Raw genomic sequence first — 22,937 nt, 5'->3', positions numbered from 1 at the left:
TCACAACCGGAGACAACCATGAAGACATTCTTGATGAGAACCCTGAGCGCTGCCGTGCTCGCAACGGCGGCATCACTGGTCGCACCGGCAGCAGCCCTGGCTCAGAACTACCCTGACAAGCCGATCCGAATGGTGCTTCCGTTTCCGCCGGGCGGTGTGACCGACCTCCTGGCGCGCGCGCTGGCCGAGAAGCTGTCACCGCGCCTGGGCCAGCCAGTCGTCATCGACAACAAGCCAGGTGCGGGCACCATCCTCGCCTCCGACCTGGTAGCGCGCGCCCCGGCGGACGGGTACACGCTGTTGCTCGCCGCGTCGTCTCTCGGCACTGCGCCACTGTTGTACGACAAGGTCGGCTACGACGCGATCAAGAGCTTCGCGCCGGTCACTCAGGTCGCCTCGGTCGTGCATGTGCTGGTCGTCAACCAGCAGCTGCCCGTGAAGTCCGTGGCCGAGCTCATCGCCTACGCCAAGGCCAACCCCGGCAAGCTCAACTACGCCTCCACCGGCAGTGGAACCTCCACGCATCTGGAAGGCGAGCTCTTCAAAAGCATGGCCAATACCTTCATGGTCCACATCCCGTACAAGGGCAGCGGTCCGGCGTTGACGGATGTGGTCGGCGGCCAGGTCAGCGTGATGTTCGATGCACTGGGATCGTCGGGCCCATTCATCAGGTCGGGCAAGCTGCGTGCGCTCGCCGTCACGACCGGCAAGCGCTCGCCCTCCATCCCCGAACTGCCAACCGTGGCCGAATCTGGACTGCCGGGTTACGAGGCCATGCCCTGGCTGGGCATCGTCGCGCCGGCCGGAACGCCGCAACCGATCGTCGATCGCCTGCACCGCGAAACCGCCGATATCCTGAAGGACCCCGAACTCCGCGAACGCTTCAAGGGATGGGGCCTGGACATCATCGGTAACTCGCCTGCCGAGTTCAGCAGCTTCCTGCGTCGCGACATCGACCAGTGGGCCAAGGTGATCAGCAGCGCGAAGATCAAGGCGGACTGATGACCCAGCCGTTCTTCGCCGGAGATCCGACATGAGACTCTCGCTCACGGACGAGCAGTCGCTGATCACATCGAGCGCGCTGGACTGGCTCGGCGGCCAGTACGACTTTCGCCAGCGCGAAGCGGGGGTGCACCGCGATGGCGGGTCCCCGGACACATGGGCCGCCTTTGCGGAAATGGGCTGGCTCGGCCTGCCCATTCCGGAGGACGCTGGTGGCCTCGGCATGGGCTCGCTCGAGACCGGACTTCTGATGCAGGCCTTCGGTCGCCATCTCGTCGTCGAACCTTGGCTTGCCTCAGTTGTCCAGGCCGGGCGGCTGCTGGCTTTGGCCGGTACCCCTGCGCAACAATCGCAGTGGTTGCCCCGGCTGATGGCCGGCGAAGTTCGCCTTTCGCTGGCCCATGCGGAACCGGGCGATCGTCTGCCGTGGGAGGGCCGAAAAACGACTGCGGTGCGAAGTGCTCAAGGCTGGCGCCTGACAGGCGAGAAGCGGCACGTGATCGGTGCCGTCGGCTCGGCCTCCTGGATCGTTTCGGCCACGGTCGACGGCGCGGCATGGTTGTTTCTCGTGAGCCCGCATGCGCCAAACATCCGCTTCGACGCCTACGACACTCTCGCAGGTGGCCGGGCCGCCGACATCACCTTCGCAGGCACTGCAGCTGTGCTGCTGGGAGACGATCAATCCGGTCAAGCGGAGGCGTTGCTGCACCAGGTCCTGGCGGAAGGAATCATCGCGCTTGGATGGGAAGCGACCGGTGCCATGCAAGCAGCGCTCGCGCAGACCACCGACTACACCCAGCAGCGCAAGCAGTTTGGACAAAGTCTGTCTCAGTTCCAGGTGGTGCAGCACCGCCTGGCGGAGATGGCCGTGCACTGTGCAGAAGCACAGGCCGTTTGCGAGCTGGCATCGATGCGGCTCGCGCTATCGCCCGCGTCTGGCGCGGACCTCGCCGCGCTCGTGAAGAACAAGGTCGGCCGCTCTGCGCGCTTCGTGGCCCAGGAAGCTGTGCAGCTTCATGGCGCAATGGGCGTGTGTGAAGAGCTTCCGATCGCAGCCACTTTCCGGGCGCTGCTGGCCTTCGCGCAGCAATGCGGGGCTGCAGGCCAGCATGCACGGGCGCTCGGCGTCGCTCAACTCGGTACCGGCGCCTTCGCGCACAGTCAGACGCTGCGAGAAGCGCTCGTCGCCTGATCCTGGATCACCACGCATGAATCTCGAACTCAGCATCGAAGACAAAGCCTTTCGCGATGAGGTCCGCGCTTTCCTGAAGACCCACCTGACCGACGAACTGCGTGACGGGCAGCGCCGCACGACAGGCATGTACCCCGAACCCGAGATCTCGATGCCGTGGCAGAAAGCACTTCAGGCCAAAGGCTGGCTGGTTCCGCTATGGCCAACGGAATGGGGGGGCACGGGTTGGAGCGCATTGTGGCGCTTCATCTTCGAGACGGAATGCGCCCTCGCGGGCGCGCCACTGGTCCATCCGATGGGCGTGCGCCTGGTCGGTCCGGTCATCCTTCGTTACGGCACGGAAGCGCAAAAGCGCTTCTACCTGCCGCGCATCCTAGCCAGCGAGGACTATTGGTGCCAGGGCTTCTCGGAGCCCAATGCCGGCTCGGACCTGGCGTCGCTCACGCTCCGGGCGCGCTCGGACGGCGGCGACTACGTCCTGGACGGAACGAAGATCTGGACCAGCTATGCGCACCATGCCAACCGCATGTTCGCCCTCGTGCGAACGAGCAACGAAGGCAAGCGGCAGCAAGGCATCAGCTTCTTGCTCGTGGACATGACACTGCCCGGCATCACCGTGCGGCCCATCGCCACGATCGGCGGCGACCGCGAGGTGAACGAAGTCCACTTCGAAGGTGTTCGTGTCAGCCAGTCCGAGCGAGTGGGCGACGAGAACGCCGGCTGGGAGTGTGCCAAGTACCTGTTGGAGTTCGAGCGCGGCGCCGGCATATTCAGCCCTCGCCTTCGCTCGCAGCTCAAGCGAGTCGCAGAAGCACTGCCGGCGTCTGGCGATGCAACGGACGACCTGTTGCGTCGCGTCGGCGAGGTCGTCGCCGACCTGGACACCTTCGAGTGGCTCGAACTTCGGACGATGGGTGGCCTGCCGCCCGGTGCCAACCCCGGCCCTGTGTCGTCCATCCTCAAGCTGCGTGCGAGCCGGCTAAAGCAGGCTATCGGCGAGCTCGGCGTCGAAGCACTGGGCGCCGAAAGCCTGCGATGGCGCAGCGCCGCACCTGATGCGCAGCACCCAGCCACGACGCTGGTGCCGGAGTACTGCAACAGCCGCGCATACACCATCTTCGGCGGCGCCGCCGAAATCCAGTTGGGGCTGATCGCCCGCACCCTGCTGGGATAGCGCGCGCAGACAAGAGCAGTTTGGGGCCGCCGCCGCGAGCGGTCCCGATCGCAGCGGGTTTTGGGCTACGAGCCCGGCGCGTTGTGCATCGGCGGCTTGGGCGCCGCCGGCGACTCCACCAAGCTCTCCGGCCAGAACTTGAACCACATGACCGCCGCGACGATCCCCACGGCCAGCGCCAGCAGGAAGACCAGCATCCACCGGAACGGGGGCTTGGAGACACGGCGGTTTTTTTGCTCATCCATGCAGCGATGATGGGCGGCAACCCTCGGCCTGCCGTGTCGGACATTCGCGCACGTGCATGGAAGTGCCAGCGCGTACCGCAGAGCCTCATGCATGATGACCCCATGACCTCCGCGATCAAGTTTCGTCTTCCTCTCGTGCGCTCGCCGGCTCGCTGTGGCCCGGGGGCCGGAGGCCGGCGCCCATGAGCTGGCTCGGCGACACCGCGCAGCGCGTGCAGCGCACGGTCATGGCCACACCCGGGCTCGGCGTGGTCGTGACGGCCGTCCGCAACTACATCCTCCACCAGAGCGCCAACCAGGCGGGCAGCCTCGCGTTCTCGTCGGTGCTGGCGATGTTTCCGCTGCTCATCCTGCTGTCGGCAGCGGCGGGCTTCGTCGGGCAGCCGGGCGACGCGGCGGCCCTGGTCGAGCGCGTGATCGGCTATGCGCCACAGGTGGTGCGCGACGCCATGCAACCCGTCATCCAGCAGGTGCTGGCGCAGCGCAACCAGGCGCTGCTGACGATCGGCCTGGTTGCCACGCTGTGGACCGCCTCTTCGGGCATGCAGGCCGTGCGCTCGGCGCTCAACCGGGCCTACGGCATCGAGCGCGGCCTGCCGTTCTGGAAGGCACGCATCAAGTCGACGCTGTTCACGGTGATCGTGGGCGCGGGCGTGCTGGCCGTCTTCAGCTCGGTGGTGGTCATGCCCTACGTGTGGGCGTTGCTCGAGCAGAGCGTGGGCGTCGGGCAGGACACTCTCTGGCTGCGCAACAGCGTGCGCTACGGTTCGGCCTACCTGGTGCTGACGGTGATGTACGCGCTGCTCTACGGCTGGCTGCCCGACATCCGCCAGCGCCTCTACACCGTGATGCCGGGCGCCCTGATGGGCGCGGCGCTGTGGGTGGGCGCCGCGGCGACGCTCTCGTACACCTTGCGCACCGCTGGCAAGCTGGCCTTGCTCTACGGCAGCTTCGCGGGTGTGGTCGCCACGCTGGTCTTTCTCTACATCAGCGCGACCACGCTGATCTTCGGCGCGGAGATCAACGGGGTGCTGCGCGAGAAGGCGGAGGAGCCTTCGCGTGCGAATCCCTGAACTCAAGCAGCGCTTGCGCGCGGCCGGCGCGGGCCCCAGCCATGAACAGCGCATCCTGCGGCTGTGGTCGCATGCGCTGCCCCGCGACAGCGGCCGGCGGCTGCCCGCGAGCTTCTTCCCGTCGTCGCTGATGGCAGCCCTGCCGACCATCGAGGCCGAGCTGGCCGGGCTCGCCCGCGTCCAGTCGGTGCATCCGGGCGACGACGGCGCCGAGCGGCTGCTCGTCGCGCTGGCGGATGGGCAGACGGTGGAGAGCGTGCTGCTGCCCGGCGGCGGCCTGTGCGTGTCGTCGCAGGTGGGCTGCGCCGTCGGCTGCCGCTTCTGCATGACGGGCCGCGATGGCCTGCTGCGCCAGGTCGGCAGTGCCGAAATCATTGCCCAGGTCGCGCTCGCGCGGTTGCGCCGGCCGGTGCGCAAGGTCGTGTTCATGGGCATGGGCGAGCCGGCCCACAACCTGGACAACGTGATGGAGGCCATCGAGCTGCTGGGCACGGTGGGCAACGTCGGCCACAAGAACCTGGTGTTCTCCACGGTCGGCGACCCACGCGTGTTCGAGCGGCTGGATCGGGAGCGCGTCAAGCCGGCGCTGGCGCTGTCGCTGCACACGACCCGGGCCGAACTGCGGCGGGAACTGCTTCCGCGCGCGCCGGCCATGACGCCCGAGGCACTGGTGGACGCCGGCGAGCGCTACGCCCGCGTCACCGGCTACCCGATCCAGTACCAGTGGACGCTGCTCGAAGGCATCAACGACGGCGACGACGAGATCGAGGGCATCGTCCGGTTGCTGTCGGGCAAGTACGGCGTGCTGAACATGATCCCTTTCAACGCCGTCGATGGCGTGGCCTTCAGCCGACCTGCGCTGGCGCGCTGCGAGGCGATCGCGCGCACGCTGCACGCGCGCGGCATCCTCACGAAACTGCGCCACTCGGCCGGGCAGGACATCGACGGCGGCTGCGGTCAGCTGCGCGCGCGGGCGGCCGCGGCGACGGTCGTCTTCCGCCGGGACGCTGCCGCACCACCGAGCGCGCGCTGAAGGTAGGGCGCGGTCCGGCTGTCTGTCGACGACGCCACCTGCTGCGGCGTGCCGCAGGCCACCAGTTGCCCGCCACGGTCGCCCGCGCCTGGCCCCAGGTCGATCACCCAGTCGCTGCCCGCGACCACACGCATCTCGTGCTCGACCACGACGACGGTATGGCCCGCATCGACCAGCGCATGGAGTTGCACCATCAGCTTGTCGACATCGGACGGGTGCAGGCCGGTGGTGGGTTCATCCAGCACGTAGAGCGTCTCGCCGCGCTGTGCGCGTTGCAGCTCGGTGGCCAGCTTGATGCGCTGCGCTTCGCCGCCGGAGAGTTCGGTGGCGGGCTGGCCCAGGCGCAGGTAGCCCAGCCCGATCAGACGCAGCAGCGCGAGCGGGCGCTGGACCGTCGGTTCGTCCGCGAAGAAGTCGTGCGCTTCGTCGACCGTCATGCCCAGCACGTCGGCGATGCTGCGGCCGTTCCAGTGCACCGCGAGCGTTTCCTCGTTGTAGCGCGCACCGTGGCAGGTCGGGCAGGGCGCGTACACGCTGGGCATGAAGAGCAGTTCGACGCTGACGAAGCCTTCGCCCTCGCAGGTCGGGCAGCGGCCCTTCGCCACGTTGAAGGAGAAGCGACCGGCGTCGTAACGACGCTTGCGCGCCATGGGCGTGGCCGCGAAGAGCTTGCGCACCGGGTCGAACAGGCCGGTGTAGGTGGCGAGGTTGGAGCGCGGCGTGCGACCGATGGGCTTCTGGTCGACACGCACCAGGCGGCGCACGCGCGCGATGTCGCCGCCGAGCCGGCCGGCGGTCGTCGTCGACGCCAGCGCGGCGCCCGGCATCTCGCCACCGCTGGCCTCGTCCTCGTCGGCCGGCGGCTCGTGGCCCAGATGCGCCGACACCAGGTCGATCAGCGCCTGGCTCACCAGGCTGGATTTGCCCGAGCCCGACACGCCGGTCACCGCGGTCAGCACGCCCAGCGGGACGTCGGCATCGAGGTTGTGCAGGTTGTTGCGCGTGACGCCCTCCAGCCGGAGCCATCCCGTGGGTGCGCGTGGCTGCCGCGCCGTGGCAAGGGCCGGGTCGGCGAAGAGATAGCGCGCCGTGTGCGACGCACGCACCGACCGAAGGCCGTCGGGCGGCCCGCTGTACAGCACCCGGCCGCCCTGTTCGCCGGCATCGGGGCCGACATCGACCAGCCAGTCGGCCTGGCGCATCACATCGAGGTCGTGCTCGACGACGAAGAGCGAGTTGCCGGCGCGCTTGAGCGCATGCAAGGCATCGAGCAGCGCCTCCGCGTCGGCGGGGTGCAGGCCGGCCGAGGGCTCGTCGAGCACATAGACGACGCCGAAGAGGTTGGACCGTATCTGCGTGGCCAGCCGCAGCCGCTGCAGCTCGCCAGGCGACAGCGTCGGCGCGCTGCGGTCCAGCGACAGGTAGCCCAGGCCCAGCGCGCGCAGCGTCTCCACGCGCGCCAGCACCTCGTGCGTGATGCGCTGGGCGGCGATGCGTTTTTCTTCCGACAACTCGGGCGTGCGGCGCACGTCGGGCGATGCGGCATGCGCCGAGCCACCGGCCTCCACGCGCTGCGCCGCGTCGCGGCGCGACGCATCCCGACTGCGCACCGATGACGTGCCGACGGCCGCCAGCGCGCCAGCCGCTGCGGGTGCCAGCACCTCGGCCAACCGGTCGAGCGGCAAGCGCGCCAGCGTCCCGATGTCATGGCCGGCGAAGGTCACACGCAAGGCTTCAGGCTTCAGGCGCTTGCCATCGCAGGTCGGGCACGCGCTGCCGACCATGTAGCGTGAGGCGCGCTTCTTCATCAACGCGCTCTGCGTGGTGGCGAAGGTGTGCAGCACGTAGCGGCGCGCGCCCATGAAGGTGCCCTGGTAGCTCGGCGCCAGCTTGCGACGCAGCGCCGCGCGGGTCTCGGCCGGCGTGAAGCCGGCGTACACCGGCACCGTGGGCTGCTCGTCGGTGAAGAGGATCCAGTCGCGGTCCTTGCGCGGCAGGTCGCGCCAGGGGGTGTCGATGTCGTAGCCCAGCGTCACCAGGATGTCGCGCAGGTTCTGCCCCTGCCACGCGGGCGGCCAGGCGGCGATGGCACGGTCGCGAATGCTCAGAGAGTCGTCGGGCACCATCGACTGCTCCGTCACCTCGTACACATGGCCGAGGCCATGGCAAGTGGGGCAAGCGCCCTGCGCGGTGTTGGGCGAGAAGTCTTCCGCGAACAGCATCGGCTGGCTCGGCGGGTAGTGGCCGGCCCGCGAATACAGCATGCGCAACAGGCTCGACAACGTCGTCACGCTGCCGACCGACGAGCGCGTGCCGGGCGTGCCGCGCTGCTGCTGAAGCGCCACGGCCGGCGGCAGGCCATCGATGGCGTCGACCGCGGGCACGCCGACCTGGTCGATCAAGCGCCGCGCATACGGCGCGACCGATTCGAAGTAGCGGCGCTGCGCCTCGGCGTAGAGGGTGCCGAAGGCCAGCGACGACTTGCCCGAGCCCGACACGCCGGTGAAGACGACCAGCGCATCGCGCGGGATGTCGACGTCCACGTCCTTCAGGTTGTGCTCGCGCGCACCGCGCACCCGCACGAAGGCGCTCAGGTCGCGCCCGTCATGCCCCTCGCGTGCGTTCACGGCGCCATGACCTTGTCGGGTGTCATGGGCGTGCTGCGCACGCGCTGGCCGGTGGCGTGGAAGATCGCGTTGGAGATGGCCGCCGCCACGCCCACGATGCCGATCTCGCCCACGCCCTTGGCGCCCAGGCGGCTGACGACCCGGTCGTCCTCTTCGACGAACACGACATCGATGTCGTGGATGTCGGCGTTCACCGCCACGTGGTATTCGCTCAGGTTGTGGTTCATGAAGCGGCCGAGGCGGTGGTCGGAATGGGTCTCTTCGTGCAGCGCCTGGCTGACGCCCCACACCACCGAGCCCGTGACCTGGCTGCGCGCGGTCTTGGCGTTGATGATGCGGCCGGCCGCGATGGCGCTGACGACGCGCGTCACCCGCACCGTGCCGAGCAGCTCGTCGACCTTGACCTCGCAGAACACCGCCGAATGCGTGGCGCGCACGTACTTCTTCTGCTTGAGCACATGCGGCAGCATCAGGTACTTTTCTTCGATGCGGGCCTCGCTCGAGGCCGCCAGGATGTCGACCAGCTGCACGGCGTGCAAAGGCTTTGCGCGCAGCCGCACGGTGCCGTCCGCGAACTCGACGTCGCCGAACTTCGCCTTGCCCAGCGGCGAGCCGTCCATGGCAAGCGCCATCTTCAGCAGACGCTTCTGCAGCTTCTCGCAGACGCCCTCGACCGCGGAGCCCACCGTCGCCACATGCGACGAGCCGCCTTCGATCGGTGCCACCGGCAACGTGGAATCGCCCAGCTGGAACTGCACCTTCTCCATCGGCAGGCCCATCGACGCCGCCGCGATCTGCGCCATGACGGTGTACGTGCCTGTGCCGATGTCGGTGGCCGCGCTGCTCACCACCAGATGGCCGTCGGCATGCAGCACCGCGCTGGCGCGCGCGAACATCTGCATCGCGTCCCAGGTGCCGGTCGCCATGCCCCAGCCGACCAGTTCGGTGCCTTCGCGCATCGTGCGCGGCTGCAGCGGGCGCTGCGCCCAGCCGAAGCGCGCTGCGCCCTGCTCATAGCAGGCGCGCAGCGCCTTGGTGGAGTAGGGCAGGTCGTCCATCGGGTTGCGCTCGGCATAGTTCTTCAGGCGCAGCGCCAGCGGGTCCATGCCGAGGGCGTACGACAGTTCGTCCATCGCCACTTCGAGCGCATGCACACCGTGCGCCGCACCCGGGGCGCGCATGTCGATAGGGCTGTGCTGGTCGAGCTCGACCACCTGGTAGCCCAGCAGGATGTTGTCGCAGGCATAGAGCTGGCCCGACCAGTTCACCACCACTTCGACGTAGTCCTCGATGCGCGAGGTCTCGGCGATGGCGTGGTGCACGATGGCGCGCAGCGTGCCGTCGGCATCGGCGGCGAGCTTCACGCGCTGCAGCGTCTCGGGGCGGTGGCCGAAGGTGAACATCTGCTGGCGCGTGAGCACCACGCGCACCGAGCGGTCGAGGTGCAGCGACGCCATCACCGCGAGCGGCAGCTGGTGCTGCGGGCGCAGGCCGGAGCCGAAGGCACCGCCGACATAAGGGTTGCGCACGGTCACCTTGTCCTTCGACAGGCCGAACACATGCGACACATACCAGCGACTGTTCTGCGAACTCTGCGTCTTGTCGTAGATCGTCAGGTGGCCGTCGGCCCCGCGGATGACCGTGGACGCGAACAGCTCCATCGGGTTGTGGTGCTCGACGCCGCTGTAGTACTCGGCCTCGATCTTCACGGGTGCGGCAGCGAAGGCGCTCTCGGCATCGCCCTTCTCGTCGGGCGGTGGCGAGTAGCCGGCCTTCAGGCGGCTGGGCTTGCGACCGCGTTCGAGGTTGGCCATCAGGTTGGTGTCGTGCGGTTCTTCCTCGTACCGCACGCGGACCAGCGCGGCGGCATGGCGGGCCGCCTCGAAGGTCTCGGCCACCACCAGCGCAATCGGCTGGCCGCTGTAGAGGATCGTGTCGTCGTGCAGCGGCTTGAAGGGCGAGCCGCCGGGGGCGGTCATGTCCTTGTAGAACAGGCCGAAGCTGCGCATCTTGGGGCGGTTGTCGTGCGTGAGCACATCCAGCACGCCGGGCACCGCGCGCGCGGCAGCCAGGTCGAAGTCGACGATGCGGCCCTTGGCGATGGTGCTGTTGACGACCACGCCGTAGGCCAGATCGGCGGCCGGGTGCTCGGCCGCGTAGCGCGCCGTGCCGGTCACTTTCGCGCGGCCGTCCACGCGGGAGACGGGCATGCCGATCTGCACGGCACCGGTGCCGGCATCGGCCGAAGGCACGTGGAGGGCGTCGATGAGATCGGTCATGCGCGCGTTCCTTCGCTCGGGTCACGGGCGCTTTCGCCCGCATTGGTGACGGTGCCCGCCGCGGCGACTTCCAGTGCGCGCACGATGGCGCGGCGCGCCAGCGGGATCTTGAAATCGTTATCGCCCTGGCCGCGCGCGTCGCGCAGCAGCGCGTCGGCCACCTGCGCGAAGGTCTCGGCGTTCGCCGGCGCGCCGACCAGCAGCGATTCGGCTTGCGGCAGCCGCCACGGCTTGTGTGCGACGCCGCCCAGCGCGACGCGCACCTCGCGCACCGTGCCGTCGGCAGCCAGGTCGAGCGCCGCCGCCACCGACACCAGCGCGAAGGAGTACGACGCGCGGTCGCGCAGCTTCAAGTACGCGCTGTGGGCCGCGAACCGGCCGGCATCCGGCAGATGGATGTGCGTGATCAGCTCGTCGGCGTCCAGCGTGGTGTCGTCCTCGGGGCGGTCGCCGGGAAGGCGATGGAAGTCGGCGAAGGGGATGTGCCGCACGCCGCGGACCGACTGCACCTGCACCGTGGCGTCGAGCGCAGCCAGCGCCACGCACATGTCCGAGGGGTGCGTGGCGATGCAGTGCTCGCTCGCACCCAGGATCGCGTGGATGCGGTTGAGCCCACCGATCGCCGGGCAGCCGCTGCCGGGCACGCGCTTGTTGCAGGCCACGCCGGCGTCGTAGAAGTAGTAGCAGCGGGTGCGCTGCAGCAGGTTGCCGCCGTTGGTCGCCATGTTGCGGATCTGCGGCGAAGCGCCCGCCAGGATGGCGGACGCCAGCAGCGGGTAGCGCTCGCGCACGAGCGGGTGGTAGGCCGTGTCGGCATTGCGCGCCAGCGCGCCCAGGCGCAGCCCGCCCTCGTCGCTCTCTTCGATGCCGTCGAGCGCGATGCGGCTGATGTCGACCAGTCGCATCGGGTGCGACAGGTTCTCCTTCATCAGGTCGAGCAGGTTGGTGCCGCCGGCGATGAACTTGGCGGTCGACCCATCGGCCACGTCGAGGACCGCGGCGTCGGCGTCGGCCGGGACGGCGTAGGTGAACGGGTTCATGCCGGCACCGTCCCGATCACGATGCGGCGACGCCCGTCGTCGGTCTGGCCCACCGGCACACCCATGACCTCGCCGATCGCCTGCACGATCTGTGGGTAGGCGCCGCAGCGGCAGATGTTGCCGCTCATCAGTTCGCGCAGATCGGCTTCGGTGCGTGCCTGGCCTTCGTTCATCAGGCCCATCGCCGAGCACAGCTGGCCGGGCGTGCAGTAGCCGCACTGGAACGCGTCGTGCGCGATGAAGGCCTGCTGCAGCGGGTGGAGTTCGGCGCCGTCGGCGATGCCCTCCACGGTCGTGATGTCGCGGCCGTCCTGCATCACGGCCAGCGTGAGGCAGGCATTGATGCGCTTGCCGTCGACCAGCACGGTGCAGGCGCCGCACTGGCCGTGGTCGCAGCCCTTCTTGGTGCCTGTAAGGTTCAGGCGGTCCCGCAGCAGATCGAGCAGGGTCACCCACGGCTCGAGCGCGAGCTCATGGCGGTGTCCGTTGACATGCAGTGACACGGCGCGGGCCGCCACTTCGCGGTCGGGGGGGGGAGAGATGAGAGGGCGGTCCACGGTGTGTCCTTCGATGGTCTGGTCCTGACGCAGTTTTGGGCTTGCCGGCCAGTGACGGTTACCGACGCACGCGGGGCCGCGTGTAAGACAAAGGAGGGAAAGCGCCGCCATGGCGCGGCGGCCTGTCGCTGCGTGCTAGCGTCGCGCCTTTCAAAATTCCCCTGCTTCAGCCATGCGCCAGACCGACAAGAAGAGCCGAAAGAGCCGAAAGAGCCGCCTGACCACGATTGTGCTGACGGCCGCGCTGACCCTCGCCGCCACCCTCCTGGTGCTGAACTTCACCGGCGGCGAGAAGAAGGTCGACGAGCAGGTCCATCACGAATACGCCCTGCACGACCCGCAGTTCCAGCGCGCGCTGGGCGTGCTGCTGGGCCCGCCGATCACCGAAGGCAACCGCTTCCAGGCGCTGCACAACGGCGACCAGATCTTCCCGCCCATGCTCGATGCGATCCGAAGCGCGCGCGAGAGCATCACCTTCGAGACCTACATCTACTGGTCGGGCGACATCGGCCGCGCCTTCGCGGATGCCCTGAGCGAGCGGGCACGTGCCGGCGTCAAGGTGCATGTGCTGCTCGACTGGGTGGGCAGCGCGAAGATCGACGAGGACTTCCTCAAGGAGATGGAAGCGTCGGGCGTGGTCATTCGCAAGTTCCACAAGCCGAGCTGGTACGACATCGCGCGGATGAACAACCGCACGCACCGCAAGCTGCTGGTGGTCGACGGGCGCGTCGGCTTCACCGGCGGCGTGGGCATCGCACCCGAATGGACCGGCAACGCGCAGGACCCGGACCACTGGCGCGATTCGCACTACCGCGTCGAAGGGCCGGTGGTCGCGCAGATGCAGTCGGTGTTCATGGACAACTGGATCAAGACCTCGGGCGAGGTGCTGCACGGCGAGCGTTACTTTCCGGCGCTGAAGCCCGTCGAGGCGGCCGCACGCGCGGTGGCCGACGGCGCGCAGAGCGGCGGGCGCGCCCAGGTGTTCAGCAGCTCGCCCACGGGCGGCAGCGAGAGCATGCACCTGATGTATCTGCTGGCCATCGCGGCGTCCACCCGAACCATCGACCTGTCGAGCGCGTACTTCGTGCCCGACACGCTCACCATCGAGGCGCTGGTGGCGGCGACGAAACGCGGCGTGCGGGTGCGGATCATCACGCCAGGGCCGCTGATCGACGCGCAGACGGTGCGTCGCGCGTCGCGTGCCAGCTGGGGGCCGTTGCTGGAGGCCGGCGTCGAGATCAGCGAGTACCAGCCGACCATGTTCCATTGCAAGGTGTTCACGGTCGACGGGCTGCTGGTGTCGGTCGGCTCCACCAATTTCGACAACCGCTCGTTCCGCCTGAATGACGAGGCCAACCTCAACATCTACGACGAGGCCTTCGCCGCGCAGGAGACGCGCGTGTTCGAGGAAGACCTGAAGCGCGCGACGCGGCTGACCCACGCCGCCTGGAAAGCCCGGCCGTGGCACGAGAAGGCGATGGAACATCTGTCGTCCCTGCTCGCGACGCAGCTCTGAACCGAGGCCAGGCGCGAAGCGCCCGCGGCGGTTGTCACGCCATCTACGCGTAAACGCTGTACTGTGCCCGATTGTTGCTAGGGAAGAATTCCCGACGCACCGTCGCACTGGAATTCCGGTACAGCATGACCTCTTTTCACCTCACCTCCGCCGTCGCTCGCACCGTGGCGACCGCCGTCTTGGCCCTGGGCGTCTTGGTCACCGCGCACGCCGCGGCGAACCCGCCGATCCGCATGGCGGACGGCGTGGAGTACATGTGCGGCGGCGCGGACAAGACCGAAGCGCAGTTCCTGCAGACGGTGTCGCCGCGCTGGGCCGCGACGCTCGAGTTCTCGCTGGGGCAGGGCGCACGCGCCGCACTGCCCTCCGAGGTTCAGGTACTGGTGCGCGACAAGTACAACGGCAAGCTGGTGATGGAAACCACCGCCACCGGCCCGATGATGCTGGCGCGTCTCGAGCCCGGCTCGTACGACGTCGAGGCGACCCTGGGCGGCATCACCCTGACCCAGCAGGTGAACGTGTTCAACGGCATGCCGGTCAGGGCACGCTTCGTCTGGCCCTCGAACATCGACGTGCCGCCGCTGGCGGGCAGCACCATGGTGACGCAGGACGCCTCGGCCGCGCGCCGCTGACGCACCAAAGGGCGCGTCCAAGCGCCTCCCGCGTCGGCACCGCGCCGGCGCCTTTCTCCTGGCACAGGGCTTGAATGCGTCCTGGGCGTCTCGCACCTGCGGCGGGGCGCCTTGCCCGCCTCTCATCCGCCCCGCCGTTCTCTCCGCATGCCGCTTCGCCCCCTTTCCATCCTGACGGCCCTGCTGCACGTCTACATCGCGCTGCGCCTGTCGCCCGCGCTGTTCGCCCTCGCACCTGCGGCGGCACTGCTGTTGCTGGTCGCGCTGGCCGTGTCGGCCACGACCATTCCGCTTCCCTTCGTCGGCCTGCGCAGCGCCCGCCCGCCGCTGCCGGACGCCTGGCGCTGGCTCGGGCTGATCTGCATGGGGTGGTTCTCGTCGATGTTCGTTCTCACGCTGGCGCGCGATGCCGGCCTCGCGCTGACCTGGGGCATCGGGTGGGTCGCCGGCGCGCGGGTCGACTGGGCGGTCGTCCAGCCGTGGAGCGCCGTCGCCGTGCCGCTGCTGGCGACCGTCGTCACGGCGATCGGCTTCTTCAACGCGCGCCGCACCGCGCGGGTGCGGACGGTCGAGGTGCCGATCGACGGGCTGCCGCCGGCCCTGATCGGCTTCACGATCGCGCAGCTCAGCGACCTTCACGTCGGGCCGACCATCCGGCGCGGCTACATCCAGCGCATCGTCGAAGCGGTCAACCGTCTGGACGCCGATGCGGTCGCCATCACCGGCGACCTGGTCGACGGCAGCGTGGCCGAACTGCGCGAACACATCGCGCCGCTGGCCGACCTGCGCGCACGCCACGGCACCTTCGTGGTGACCGGCAACCACGAGTACTACGCCGGCGCGCACGCGTGGATCGCCGAGCTGCGCCGGCTCGGCCTGACGGTGCTGCTCAACGAGCATGTGCTGCTGGCGGCGCGGCGCGCCAAGGGCGCGCAGACGGATGAGGAGGTCGCGGCGATGACGCTGCTGCTCGCCGGCGTGACCGACTACACCGCCGTGCACTTCGACGCTTCGCATGCGAGCGACCCGCAGGCCGCGCTGGCCGGGGCGCCCGAGGCGGTGACCACGCGGGTCCTGCTGGCGCACCAGCCCCGCAGCGCGCCGGCGGCGTTGGAAGCGGGCTTCCAGCTGCAGATTTCCGGCCACACGCACGGCGGCCAGTTCTTCCCGTGGAACCTCTTCGTGCCGCTGCAGCAGCCGTTCGTGGCCGGGCTGAATCGCCTGCAGGGCATGTGGGTCTACACCAGCCGGGGCACCGGCTACTGGGGCCCGCCGAAGCGCTTTGGCGCGCCCTCGGAGATCACGCTGCTGCGGCTGGTCGCACGCTGATCAGGCCTTGGGCGGGAGGCCGAGACGCCGCGCGTTCGCGGTGGCCTTGGCGTGGATCGGCTTGAGGCCGCGCTGCACCACGCGCGCGCTGGCGCTGCCCATCTGAGTGGCGGTGGCCACCGCGCGATTCCCCGCGCTGAGCAGCTCGTGGCTGTGCGCCGCCGCCTGCGCCGGTGTGACGCTGGTGGCCAGGCCCATCAACGCCGTGACGCCGCTGAGCCAGTCGCGCACCGAGCGGTTCAACAGCGAATAGCTCGTGGTGTGCAGCTGATTGACGATGGCCGCGCCCGATTCGCTGGCGGCCGCCAGCTTCTCATGGCTCATCAACTGAAACTCGGCCAGGTCCGCCGCGCTTGGGGCGAGCCCCGCCTTGGCCATGCGCTCGGTGCGGATCTGGATCACGGAACCGGACGACAGGAGCATCTCCTGGGTCTTGAGTGCGACATCCGTCCACAGCATGAAAGGATTGAAAAAACGCGAGGTGAACGAGGAAGACATGAGCGCTTTTTTCAGGGAGAGACGGTCACTATAGGCCGATGGCGCCACATTTGCTGCGCTGCAGCATTTCAGGCGCGACTGTCCTACCTGTTCCCGTGCCAAGCGTTAATTTGTACCGTCAGCGGGCTTCGGTCTCGTGCAGATCGCCCTGCACCAGCGACGTGGCCTTGGACAGATCCTCCAGCCAGGCCGCGTAGGCTTCGTCACGCTGCGCCGGGTCGCCGCGCAGCAGCGCCGACGGATGCAGCGCGACCAGCACCTGCTCCCCACGCGGGCCGAGCTGCCATTGCCCGCGCTCCTGCATGACGGCCACCGGTCGGCCCAGCACCGAACGCGCAGCCGTCGCGCCCAGCGCCAGCACGGCGCGCGGACGCACCTGCGCCATTTCGCTCTCGAGCCAGTGCAGGCAGGCGGCCGCCTCGCGCTGCGTCGGTGTCTTGTGGATGCGGCGCTTGCCGCGCAACTCGAACTTGAAGTGCTTCACCGCGTTGGTCACGTACAGCGCCTCGCGCGGCCAGCCGAGCTCCGCGATGGCGCGGTCGAAAAGCTGGCCCGCCGGACCGACGAAGGGGCGGCCGCGCAGGTCCTCCTGATCACCGGGCTGTTCGCCGACCACCATCAACGCCGCGCCGATCGGCCCTTCGCCGAAGACCGACTGCGTGGCGTGCTCGCCGATCGGGCATTCGCGGCAGCGGTCGGTGGCGCGCTTCAACCGGGCCAATGCTTCGGCCGGATCGGCAGCCAACCCGCCAGCACCCGGGTCCATCGCGTCATCGTCATCGTCCCGCGCCGACGACGACACGGGTTGCAGCGGCACGATGCGACGTGCCGGCGCGGTGGGTGGCGCGTCGATCATCCGGCCGCTGCGAGCCATCGCTTCGGCCGCCAACGGCGAGATCAACGCGGCCTCGGGCAGGTTCTGCCAATAGCGCCGGGGCATCTCCTTCTGCATCATCGCGAGCTTCAGGCGCGCCGGATTGAAGATGTGCGCGTAGTAGGTGAGCCACAGCGCCTCGCCCGCATCGGCCGGCGGCGCATCTTCGCGTCGCGCGCCGGGCCCGATGTCCAGATGGCCGCGTCCGGCGTTCTCGGCGCCGTCGTCCGGCGGAAACCAGCGCGCCGAGCGTTGCGGCGTCAGGAGGGCCCAATGCATCTGCGTGAAGCGGCGCACGAAGAAGGGCGCCACCGCTTCGACGATGTGGTGCTCGGGGTCGAACCACGCCACGTGCAACGGCGGCAGGCCATCGCCCTGCGCAATCGGCCGAAAACGCACGAAGGCCTTCATCTTGTGCATCTCGCGACGCACCGCCTGCGCCATGTGTTGCGCATGCACCCGCTCCGCGTCGAGGGGGTCGCTGCGCAGGCCGGGCTCGTGCACCAGCCGCCACAGCAGGCGGTACAGCAGGCCGAAGCGCGCCGGGTCGTGGTGCATCACCACCGTCTCGCACAAGCGGACGAACGCGGGCGGCACGACCGCCGATGCACTGCCGTGGCCGATGGTGGGCGCACGCGCCTCGAGCGAAGCGAAAAGGTCGAGTTCCGCGCTGGCCTGCGTGTGCCATTCGACCTGCTCGGGTGGAACCTGTCGCGCGAGCAGGGCCCGCGCCTCGCTGCGGAAGCCCGGCCAGTCGGTTTCGCTCGCGAGCGTAACGGTGTGCATTGCCATGCAGACAATCTCGGGCGCGCGGTGCGCCTGTCTTGTAGGTGCTCAGGCGGAAAAGAGAGAGGCCTGCACCGGCGCGGGCCGGAAGCGCGATGCGAAGTCGGCGGCATCCAACGCACGGCCCGGCCGATGGTCGACCAGTTGCACGAAGGGCAGCACCTTCTTCAATGGCACACGCAGCCGCGCGAGGTCGTCGCTGCGCACGCGACGCACCCGCCGCGCGATCAGGATGCGTTCCACCGCCTTCACGCCCAGGCCGGGCACGCGCAGCAGCATCTCGCGCGGTGCCGTGTCGAGGTCGACCGGGAAGCGCTCGCGATGCGCCAGCGCCCACGCGAGCTTGGGGTCGACGTCGAGCGACAGCATGGCGGTGGACCCATCGGCGGCGGCCGGCACGATCTCGTCGTGCGCGAAGCCGTAGAAGCGCATCAGCCAGTCGGCCTGGTAGAGCCGGTGCTCGCGCACCATCGGCGGCGCGGCGAGCGGCAGCGACGACGAGGCATCGGGGATGGGGCTGAAGGCCGAGTAGTAGACGCGGCGCAGTCGATAGGCCCCGTAGAGCTGCGCACTGGCCGAGAGGATGGTGCGGTCGTCGGTGGCGTCGGCGCCGACGATCATCTGCGTGCTCTGGCCGGCCGGTGCGAAGACCGGTGGCGGCGCGCGGCGCGCATTGGCCTGAGGCATCGACATCACGTGGGTCCGGGTCGCCTCGCGCTGGGCGTCCTTCGCGTCGTCGATGTGCACCCGCAGCCGCGCCATCGAACGCCGGATGGCCGCGCCGTCCTTCTCGGGCGCGAGCGTTTCGAGGCCCTGCACCGTCGGCAGTTCGACGTTGATGCTCAGACGGTCGGCATAGCGGCCGGCCTTCTGCAGCAGTTCGGGCGAGGCGTCGGGGATGGTCTTGAGGTGGATGTAGCCGCGAAAGTCGTGCACCTCGCGCAGCACCCGCGCCACCTCGACCACCTGCTCCATCGTGTAGTCGGGGCTCTGGATGATGCCGCTGGAGAGGAACAGGCCTTCGATGCAGTTGCGGCGGTAGAAGTCGAGCGTGAGTTGCACCACCTCGTCGACCGTGAAGCGCGCCCGCGGCACGTTGCTGGTCACACGATTCACGCAGTAGAGACAGTCGTACTGGCAGAAGTTGGTCAGCAGGATCTTCAACAGCGAGATGCAGCGGCCGTCGGGCGCATAGCTGTGGCAGATGCCCGAGCCTTCGGTGGACCCCATGCCACGCCCGCCCACCGAGTTGCGCTTGCTGGTGCCGCTCGACGCGCAGGAGGCGTCGTACTTGGCCGCGTCGGCGAGGATGGCGAGCTTGCGTTGCGTGTTCACTGTACGAATATACAGTTCGCCAACAACCCTTGGGACAGGGCGGGTACGGCGATGCAGCGTCAGTCGCCGGTGGTCGCCGCCCTGCGCGCACGCAGCTCCATCGCCAGGTAGCCCACCGTTGCGACGGCCAGCGGCAGCAGGTAGTACAACGCCCGGTAGCCGATCAGCGCGGCGAGGATCTGGCCTTGCGGCAGCTTGTGCGAGAGCAGGGCGACGAACACGGCTTCCAGCACGCCCAGCCCGGCCGGCACATGCGTGATGACGCCCGCGACCGCGCCCACCAGCAGCACCGCCAGCACCTCGGGGTAGGCCACCTTCTGCTGCAGCAACAGCCACACCACGCCGCCCATCAGGCACCAGTTGGCGCAGGACATGAGCATCTGCAGCAACGCCATCCGGAGCGGTGGCGGCTGAAACGCATGGCCGCGGATGTGCCAGGTCTTGTCGCTGGCGAACGCGCACAGCGCCAGGTAGGCCGCGGCCAGCGCCAGCAGCACGGCACCGAGCACGCGCAGTCCGCCGTTGTCGATCTTCCAGTCGGCCGGCAGGTCCAGGGGCCAGAAGCAGAAGGCCGCGCCGGCCACCACCAGGTAGCCGAACCAGTTGGTGAGCATGCTGAAGCCGAGCACGCGCGTGATGGTCGGGTTGTCCAGGCCCAGCCGCGAATAGAGCCGGTAGCGGAAGGCGACGCCACCGACCAGCGAGCCGAGGTTGAGATTGAAGGCGTAGCTGACGAAGGTCACGCCCATCACCTTGGCGGCACCGAGGGGGTGACCGGTCATGCGGCGGCCCAGCAGGTCGAAGGTGCTGTACAGCACGAAGCTCGACGCCGCCAGGCAAGCCGCCATGGCGAGGGTGGTGGCCGGGAGCTTCGAGAACGCGTCGAGCACGTCGTCCCAGTCGATGCCGCGCGCCTGCTTCACCAGCAGCCACGCGATCAGCGCGAAGAACACCCAGGTGCCGATGCGCTTGACCCACGGCCACCAGGGCCGCCGGGTCGGCGACGTCGTGGACGCCGTCGCGTCGCTGGCGGCAGCGCCGGGGGCCGCAGCCATCACGCGGCCGTTTCGGTGTGCGTCGCGCCGCCCGCGGGCACCGGCGGCGGGTCGAGCGGTTTGAGCCGGGGCGCGTGCCGCGGCAGCCAGCCGGTGAGCGAGGGGTACCAGCGCAGCACGTGGAAGATCAGGAAGCTGCGCACCAGCCGCCAGCCGCTCCACTCGGTGAGGTCCTCGACCCGGATCTGCTTGCAGCTGTTCGTCATCAGGTGCTCGAGCCGCTCCGACAGCACTTGGTTGAATGCGCGGTCGCGCACGATGACATTGGCCTCGAGGTTGAGCGACAGGCTCAGCGGGTCGAGGTTGCTCGACCCGACCGTGCTCCACTGGTCGTCCATCAGCGCCACCTTGCCGTGCAGCGGCCGCTCCACGTATTCGTACACCTTCACGCCGGCGTTCAGCAGGTGGTGGTAGAGCAGGCTGGCCGCCGTCTTGACGATCGGCATGTCGGGCTCGCCCTGCAGGATGAGGCGCACGTCGACGCCGCGGCGCGCGGCACGGCGCATCGCCTTGATGAGCCGATAGCCGGGGAAGAAGTACGCATTGGCGATCACGACGCGCTCGCGCGCCGTGCGTATCGCCGCGCGGTAGCGTCGCTCGATATCGTTGGTGTGACGGCGGTTGTCGCGCGTGACGAGCAGTACCTCGGCATCGCCGGCGGCGTTGTTCACCTCGTCATGGTGCGCGGCCCTGAGCCGGCGCCGGAACCAGCTCGCACCCTTGCCGCCGACGGCGATGGCGTGCAGCACGAAGCGATGGATCTCGGAGACGATCGGGCCGCGAAGCTCCACCGCATAGTCCTGCTTGGCCTTCGGCCCGAAGTCCATCAGGTGATCGGCGGAGTAGTTGATGCCGCCAACGAACGCGCGCTGGCCGTCGACAACCACGATCTTTCGATGCATCCGGCGAAACACGTTGAGCCGCTGACCGAAGACGCGGCGACCTGGGTCGAACACCCGCACCTTCACGCCGACGGAGGTCAGGCCCGACAAAAACTCGGCGGAGAGATCGGGCGAGCCGAAGCCATCGATCATCAGGTCGACCTTCACGCCGCGCTGGGCCGCCGCACGCAAGGCGGCATGCAGGCCCTGGCCGACCTTGTCGTCGAACAGGATGAAGGTCTCGACGATCACCTCGCGCTGTGCCTCGCCGATCGCTTCGAACACGCGCGGGAAGAACTCCTCCCCGTTCTCGAGCAGCTCGACCGCGTTGCCCTTGAGCCAGCCACGCCCGTTCACAACTCGATCTCCGCCACCAGCGGTGCATGGTCGGACAGATGCGACCAGGGCTTGCGCGGCAGCACGATGGGCGAGTGCACGCCGGCGTTGCGCACATAGATGCGGTCCAGCGGCAACAGCGGGAAGCGCGCCGGGAAGGTCTTGGCGGCGGCACCGTTGGCATGCACGAAGACTTCACGCAGGTTGGCGCCCTCGGCCAGGATGTCGTGCGCCCGGCCCCGCCAGTCGTTGAAGTCGCCAGCGACCACCAACGGTGCATCCGCGGGCACCTCGTCGCGAACGATGTGGCAGAGCAGTTCGAGCTGCTGCTGACGGTGCGATTCGGCCAGACCGAGGTGCGCGCAGATCACGTGCACCTCGCCCACACGGCCCGGCACCCGCAGCGCGCAATGCAGCAGGCCACGTTTCTCGGGTCCCGCGATCGACACGTCGTGGTTCGTGAAGGTGGAGATCGGGAACTTCGACAGCACGGCATTGCCATGGTGTCCCTTCGGATACACCGCATTGCGGCCGTACGCGAACTGCGGCCACATGGTGTCGGCCAGGAACTCGTAGTGCGGCGCCTCCGGCCAGTTGCTGTGCTTGCGCGCATGCCGGTCGTGTGTCCCCTGGACCTCCTGCAAGAACACCACGTCGGCACCCACCGTGCGCACGGCCTCGCGCAGCTCGGGCAGGATGAACTTGCGGTTGAGCGCCGTGAACCCCTTGTGGGTGTTCACGGTCATGACCTTGAGCGACACGGGCGATCGCTGATCGGGCTGCGGGATGGGGTCGCTCACAGCAGCGGCAGGGTGAAAAAGGACATGCCTCGTTTGTAGGGCGGGCCCCCCTTCGACGCTGTAGGACGCACCAGCGTCTTCGCGCGCCCGCTGCCGCGTCCTACAGGCCCACGCCCCGGTGCCCCACAGCAGCGCGCAACGACGGCTTCCACGGCGTGTGCGCGAGGGGCAAGAAGCTGATCGCTTCTGCAACTCTCATCTCCTCCAAGGAAGACATTCATGAACAAAGCCATTGCCCCTGCCCTCGCTTTCGCCGCCCTGCTGGGCGCTGGCGCAGCCTTCGCGCAGACCTCCACGACGGTGATGCCATCGAGCCAAGGGCAAGCCAGCACCGAAACGCGCGCCGGTGTGCCCAACCCGACGCAGCGTCCTGAAGGCAGCATGCCGGCGTCGCGCGATGCCGTGAAGGCCGAGGCCCGTGCGAACAACCGCAATCAGGCCAACACGACGACGCCCGGTGGCGAAGCCAGCACGCGCATGAACAACCAGCCCAATGCCATGCCGCCGGTCATGAGTGGCACGACCCGCGCCGAAGTGCGCCAGGACGCCATCAAGCCCAAGCCGCAGTTCGGCCAGACCGGCGAGCGTCCTGACGTCCCGACCAACCCGAAGAATTCGACCGGCACGCCCAAGTAAGTCGGCCGTCACGACACGACAAAAAGCCCGCGGCATC

Annotated in this window: 20 protein-coding genes; 9 read left to right on the top strand and 11 right to left on the bottom strand. The window is 68.8% G+C overall.

All coding sequences use genetic code 11. The features are described from left to right. The first annotated feature begins 18 nt into the window (after positions 1 to 18). The 3 genes from ACSFA0_RS01485 to ACSFA0_RS01475 are packed head-to-tail and all read left to right on the top strand — an operon-like array spanning position 19 to position 3,368. Positions 19 to 1,002 carry a tripartite tricarboxylate transporter substrate binding protein gene (locus tag ACSFA0_RS01485; RefSeq protein WP_435448465.1) on the top strand — a complete coding sequence of 328 codons (984 nt, stop codon included), beginning with the start codon at positions 19 to 21 and terminating at the stop codon, positions 1,000 to 1,002. A 31-nt stretch (positions 1,003 to 1,033) separates the two neighbouring features. Continuing rightward, on the top strand, positions 1,034 to 2,194 hold the full coding sequence (locus tag ACSFA0_RS01480) for an acyl-CoA dehydrogenase family protein (protein WP_435448464.1): 1,161 nt from the start codon (positions 1,034 to 1,036) through the stop codon (positions 2,192 to 2,194). Positions 2,195 to 2,210: 16 nt separating this feature from the next. Further along, on the top strand, positions 2,211 to 3,368 hold the full coding sequence (locus tag ACSFA0_RS01475; protein WP_435448463.1) for an acyl-CoA dehydrogenase family protein: 1,158 nt from the start codon (positions 2,211 to 2,213) through the stop codon (positions 3,366 to 3,368). A gap of 65 nt (positions 3,369 to 3,433) precedes the next feature. Here the strand turns inward: ACSFA0_RS01475 and ACSFA0_RS01470 are convergent, their stop codons facing one another. After that, a complete protein-coding gene (locus ACSFA0_RS01470; RefSeq protein ID WP_435448462.1) occupies positions 3,434 to 3,613 on the bottom strand; it encodes a hypothetical protein in 180 nt (59 codons plus the stop codon). 182 nt (positions 3,614 to 3,795) lie between these two features. Between ACSFA0_RS01470 and ACSFA0_RS01465 the strand changes: the two genes are divergently transcribed. Together ACSFA0_RS01465 and ACSFA0_RS01460 are read left to right on the top strand one after the other, a co-directional pair. Beyond that, positions 3,796 to 4,686: a YihY/virulence factor BrkB family protein gene (locus ACSFA0_RS01465; protein ID WP_435448461.1), complete on the top strand. Its 891-nt coding sequence runs from the start codon at positions 3,796 to 3,798 to the stop codon at positions 4,684 to 4,686. Then, a complete protein-coding gene (locus ACSFA0_RS01460; protein ID WP_435448460.1) occupies positions 4,673 to 5,719 on the top strand; it encodes an RNA methyltransferase in 1,047 nt (348 codons plus the stop codon). The genes ACSFA0_RS01465 and ACSFA0_RS01460 overlap by 14 nt, the downstream gene beginning before the upstream one ends. On the opposite strand, the gene ACSFA0_RS01455 is transcribed toward ACSFA0_RS01460, so the two are convergent. From ACSFA0_RS01455 to ACSFA0_RS01440, 4 genes are read right to left on the bottom strand one after another with little or no spacing between them, the layout of a single operon-like run. Next, complete coding sequence (locus tag ACSFA0_RS01455) at positions 5,644 to 8,346, bottom strand: excinuclease ABC subunit UvrA (RefSeq protein ID WP_435448459.1); 2,703 nt, start codon at positions 8,344 to 8,346, stop codon at positions 5,644 to 5,646. The two genes, ACSFA0_RS01460 and ACSFA0_RS01455, sit on opposite strands and share 76 nt — an antisense overlap. Continuing rightward, the gene (locus tag ACSFA0_RS01450; RefSeq protein WP_435448458.1) at positions 8,343 to 10,625 is read right to left on the bottom strand and encodes a xanthine dehydrogenase family protein molybdopterin-binding subunit; all 2,283 of its coding nucleotides are present in this window, start codon (positions 10,623 to 10,625) and stop codon (positions 8,343 to 8,345) included. Before ACSFA0_RS01450 ends, ACSFA0_RS01455 begins: the two co-directional genes overlap by 4 nt. Then, positions 10,622 to 11,665 carry an FAD binding domain-containing protein gene (locus ACSFA0_RS01445; RefSeq protein ID WP_435448457.1) on the bottom strand — a complete coding sequence of 348 codons (1,044 nt, stop codon included), beginning with the start codon at positions 11,663 to 11,665 and terminating at the stop codon, positions 10,622 to 10,624. Before ACSFA0_RS01445 ends, ACSFA0_RS01450 begins: the two co-directional genes overlap by 4 nt. Continuing rightward, the gene (locus ACSFA0_RS01440; RefSeq protein ID WP_435448456.1) at positions 11,662 to 12,222 is read right to left on the bottom strand and encodes a (2Fe-2S)-binding protein; all 561 of its coding nucleotides are present in this window, start codon (positions 12,220 to 12,222) and stop codon (positions 11,662 to 11,664) included. Before ACSFA0_RS01440 ends, ACSFA0_RS01445 begins: the two co-directional genes overlap by 4 nt. 172 nt (positions 12,223 to 12,394) lie before the next feature. Here ACSFA0_RS01440 and ACSFA0_RS01435 point away from each other — a divergent pair, with 172 nt between their 5' ends. The 3 genes from ACSFA0_RS01435 to ACSFA0_RS01425 all read left to right on the top strand — a co-directional run bounded on the left by ACSFA0_RS01435 (position 12,395) and on the right by ACSFA0_RS01425 (position 15,699). After that, positions 12,395 to 13,738 carry a phospholipase D-like domain-containing protein gene (locus tag ACSFA0_RS01435; RefSeq protein WP_435448455.1) on the top strand — a complete coding sequence of 448 codons (1,344 nt, stop codon included), beginning with the start codon at positions 12,395 to 12,397 and terminating at the stop codon, positions 13,736 to 13,738. Positions 13,739 to 13,863: 125 nt separating this feature from the next. Beyond that, positions 13,864 to 14,370 carry a hypothetical protein gene (locus ACSFA0_RS01430; RefSeq protein ID WP_435448454.1) on the top strand — a complete coding sequence of 169 codons (507 nt, stop codon included), beginning with the start codon at positions 13,864 to 13,866 and terminating at the stop codon, positions 14,368 to 14,370. 147 nt (positions 14,371 to 14,517) lie between these two features. Beyond that, complete coding sequence (locus tag ACSFA0_RS01425; protein WP_435448453.1) at positions 14,518 to 15,699, top strand: metallophosphoesterase; 1,182 nt, start codon at positions 14,518 to 14,520, stop codon at positions 15,697 to 15,699. Here the strand turns inward: ACSFA0_RS01425 and ACSFA0_RS01420 are convergent, their stop codons facing one another. From ACSFA0_RS01420 to ACSFA0_RS01395, 6 genes are all read right to left on the bottom strand, one after another. Continuing rightward, complete coding sequence (locus tag ACSFA0_RS01420) at positions 15,700 to 16,197, bottom strand: polyhydroxyalkanoate granule-associated phasin (protein WP_435448452.1); 498 nt, start codon at positions 16,195 to 16,197, stop codon at positions 15,700 to 15,702. It lies immediately after the preceding gene. A 118-nt stretch (positions 16,198 to 16,315) separates the two neighbouring features. After that, positions 16,316 to 17,863 carry a UdgX family uracil-DNA binding protein gene (locus tag ACSFA0_RS01415; protein ID WP_435448451.1) on the bottom strand — a complete coding sequence of 516 codons (1,548 nt, stop codon included), beginning with the start codon at positions 17,861 to 17,863 and terminating at the stop codon, positions 16,316 to 16,318. Between the two features lie 42 nt (positions 17,864 to 17,905). Continuing rightward, positions 17,906 to 19,192 (bottom strand): putative DNA modification/repair radical SAM protein, encoded by a 1,287-nt coding sequence (locus ACSFA0_RS01410; RefSeq protein WP_435448450.1) that lies wholly within the window; start codon positions 19,190 to 19,192, stop codon positions 17,906 to 17,908. A gap of 59 nt (positions 19,193 to 19,251) precedes the next feature. Continuing rightward, complete coding sequence (locus ACSFA0_RS01405) at positions 19,252 to 20,247, bottom strand: lysylphosphatidylglycerol synthase domain-containing protein (RefSeq protein WP_435448449.1); 996 nt, start codon at positions 20,245 to 20,247, stop codon at positions 19,252 to 19,254. After that, entirely contained in the window at positions 20,247 to 21,485 is a 1,239-nt protein-coding gene (clsB, locus tag ACSFA0_RS01400; RefSeq protein ID WP_435448448.1) for a cardiolipin synthase ClsB, read from the bottom strand. The genes ACSFA0_RS01405 and clsB overlap by 1 nt, the downstream gene beginning before the upstream one ends. Further along, positions 21,482 to 22,210 carry an endonuclease/exonuclease/phosphatase family protein gene (locus ACSFA0_RS01395; RefSeq protein WP_435450874.1) on the bottom strand — a complete coding sequence of 243 codons (729 nt, stop codon included), beginning with the start codon at positions 22,208 to 22,210 and terminating at the stop codon, positions 21,482 to 21,484. The genes clsB and ACSFA0_RS01395 overlap by 4 nt, the downstream gene beginning before the upstream one ends. Before the next feature lie 273 nt (positions 22,211 to 22,483). Between ACSFA0_RS01395 and ACSFA0_RS01390 the strand changes: the two genes are divergently transcribed. Next, positions 22,484 to 22,900 (top strand): serine/threonine protein kinase, encoded by a 417-nt coding sequence (locus ACSFA0_RS01390; protein ID WP_435448447.1) that lies wholly within the window; start codon positions 22,484 to 22,486, stop codon positions 22,898 to 22,900. The last annotated feature ends 37 nt before the right edge of the window (positions 22,901 to 22,937 follow it).

The organism is Variovorax restrictus, from assembly GCF_051216715.1.
Classification (GTDB): Bacteria; Pseudomonadota; Gammaproteobacteria; order Burkholderiales; family Burkholderiaceae_C; genus Variovorax.
The sequence above is the reverse complement of the archived record's forward strand: the minus strand, read 5'-3'. Positions and strand labels throughout refer to the sequence as shown.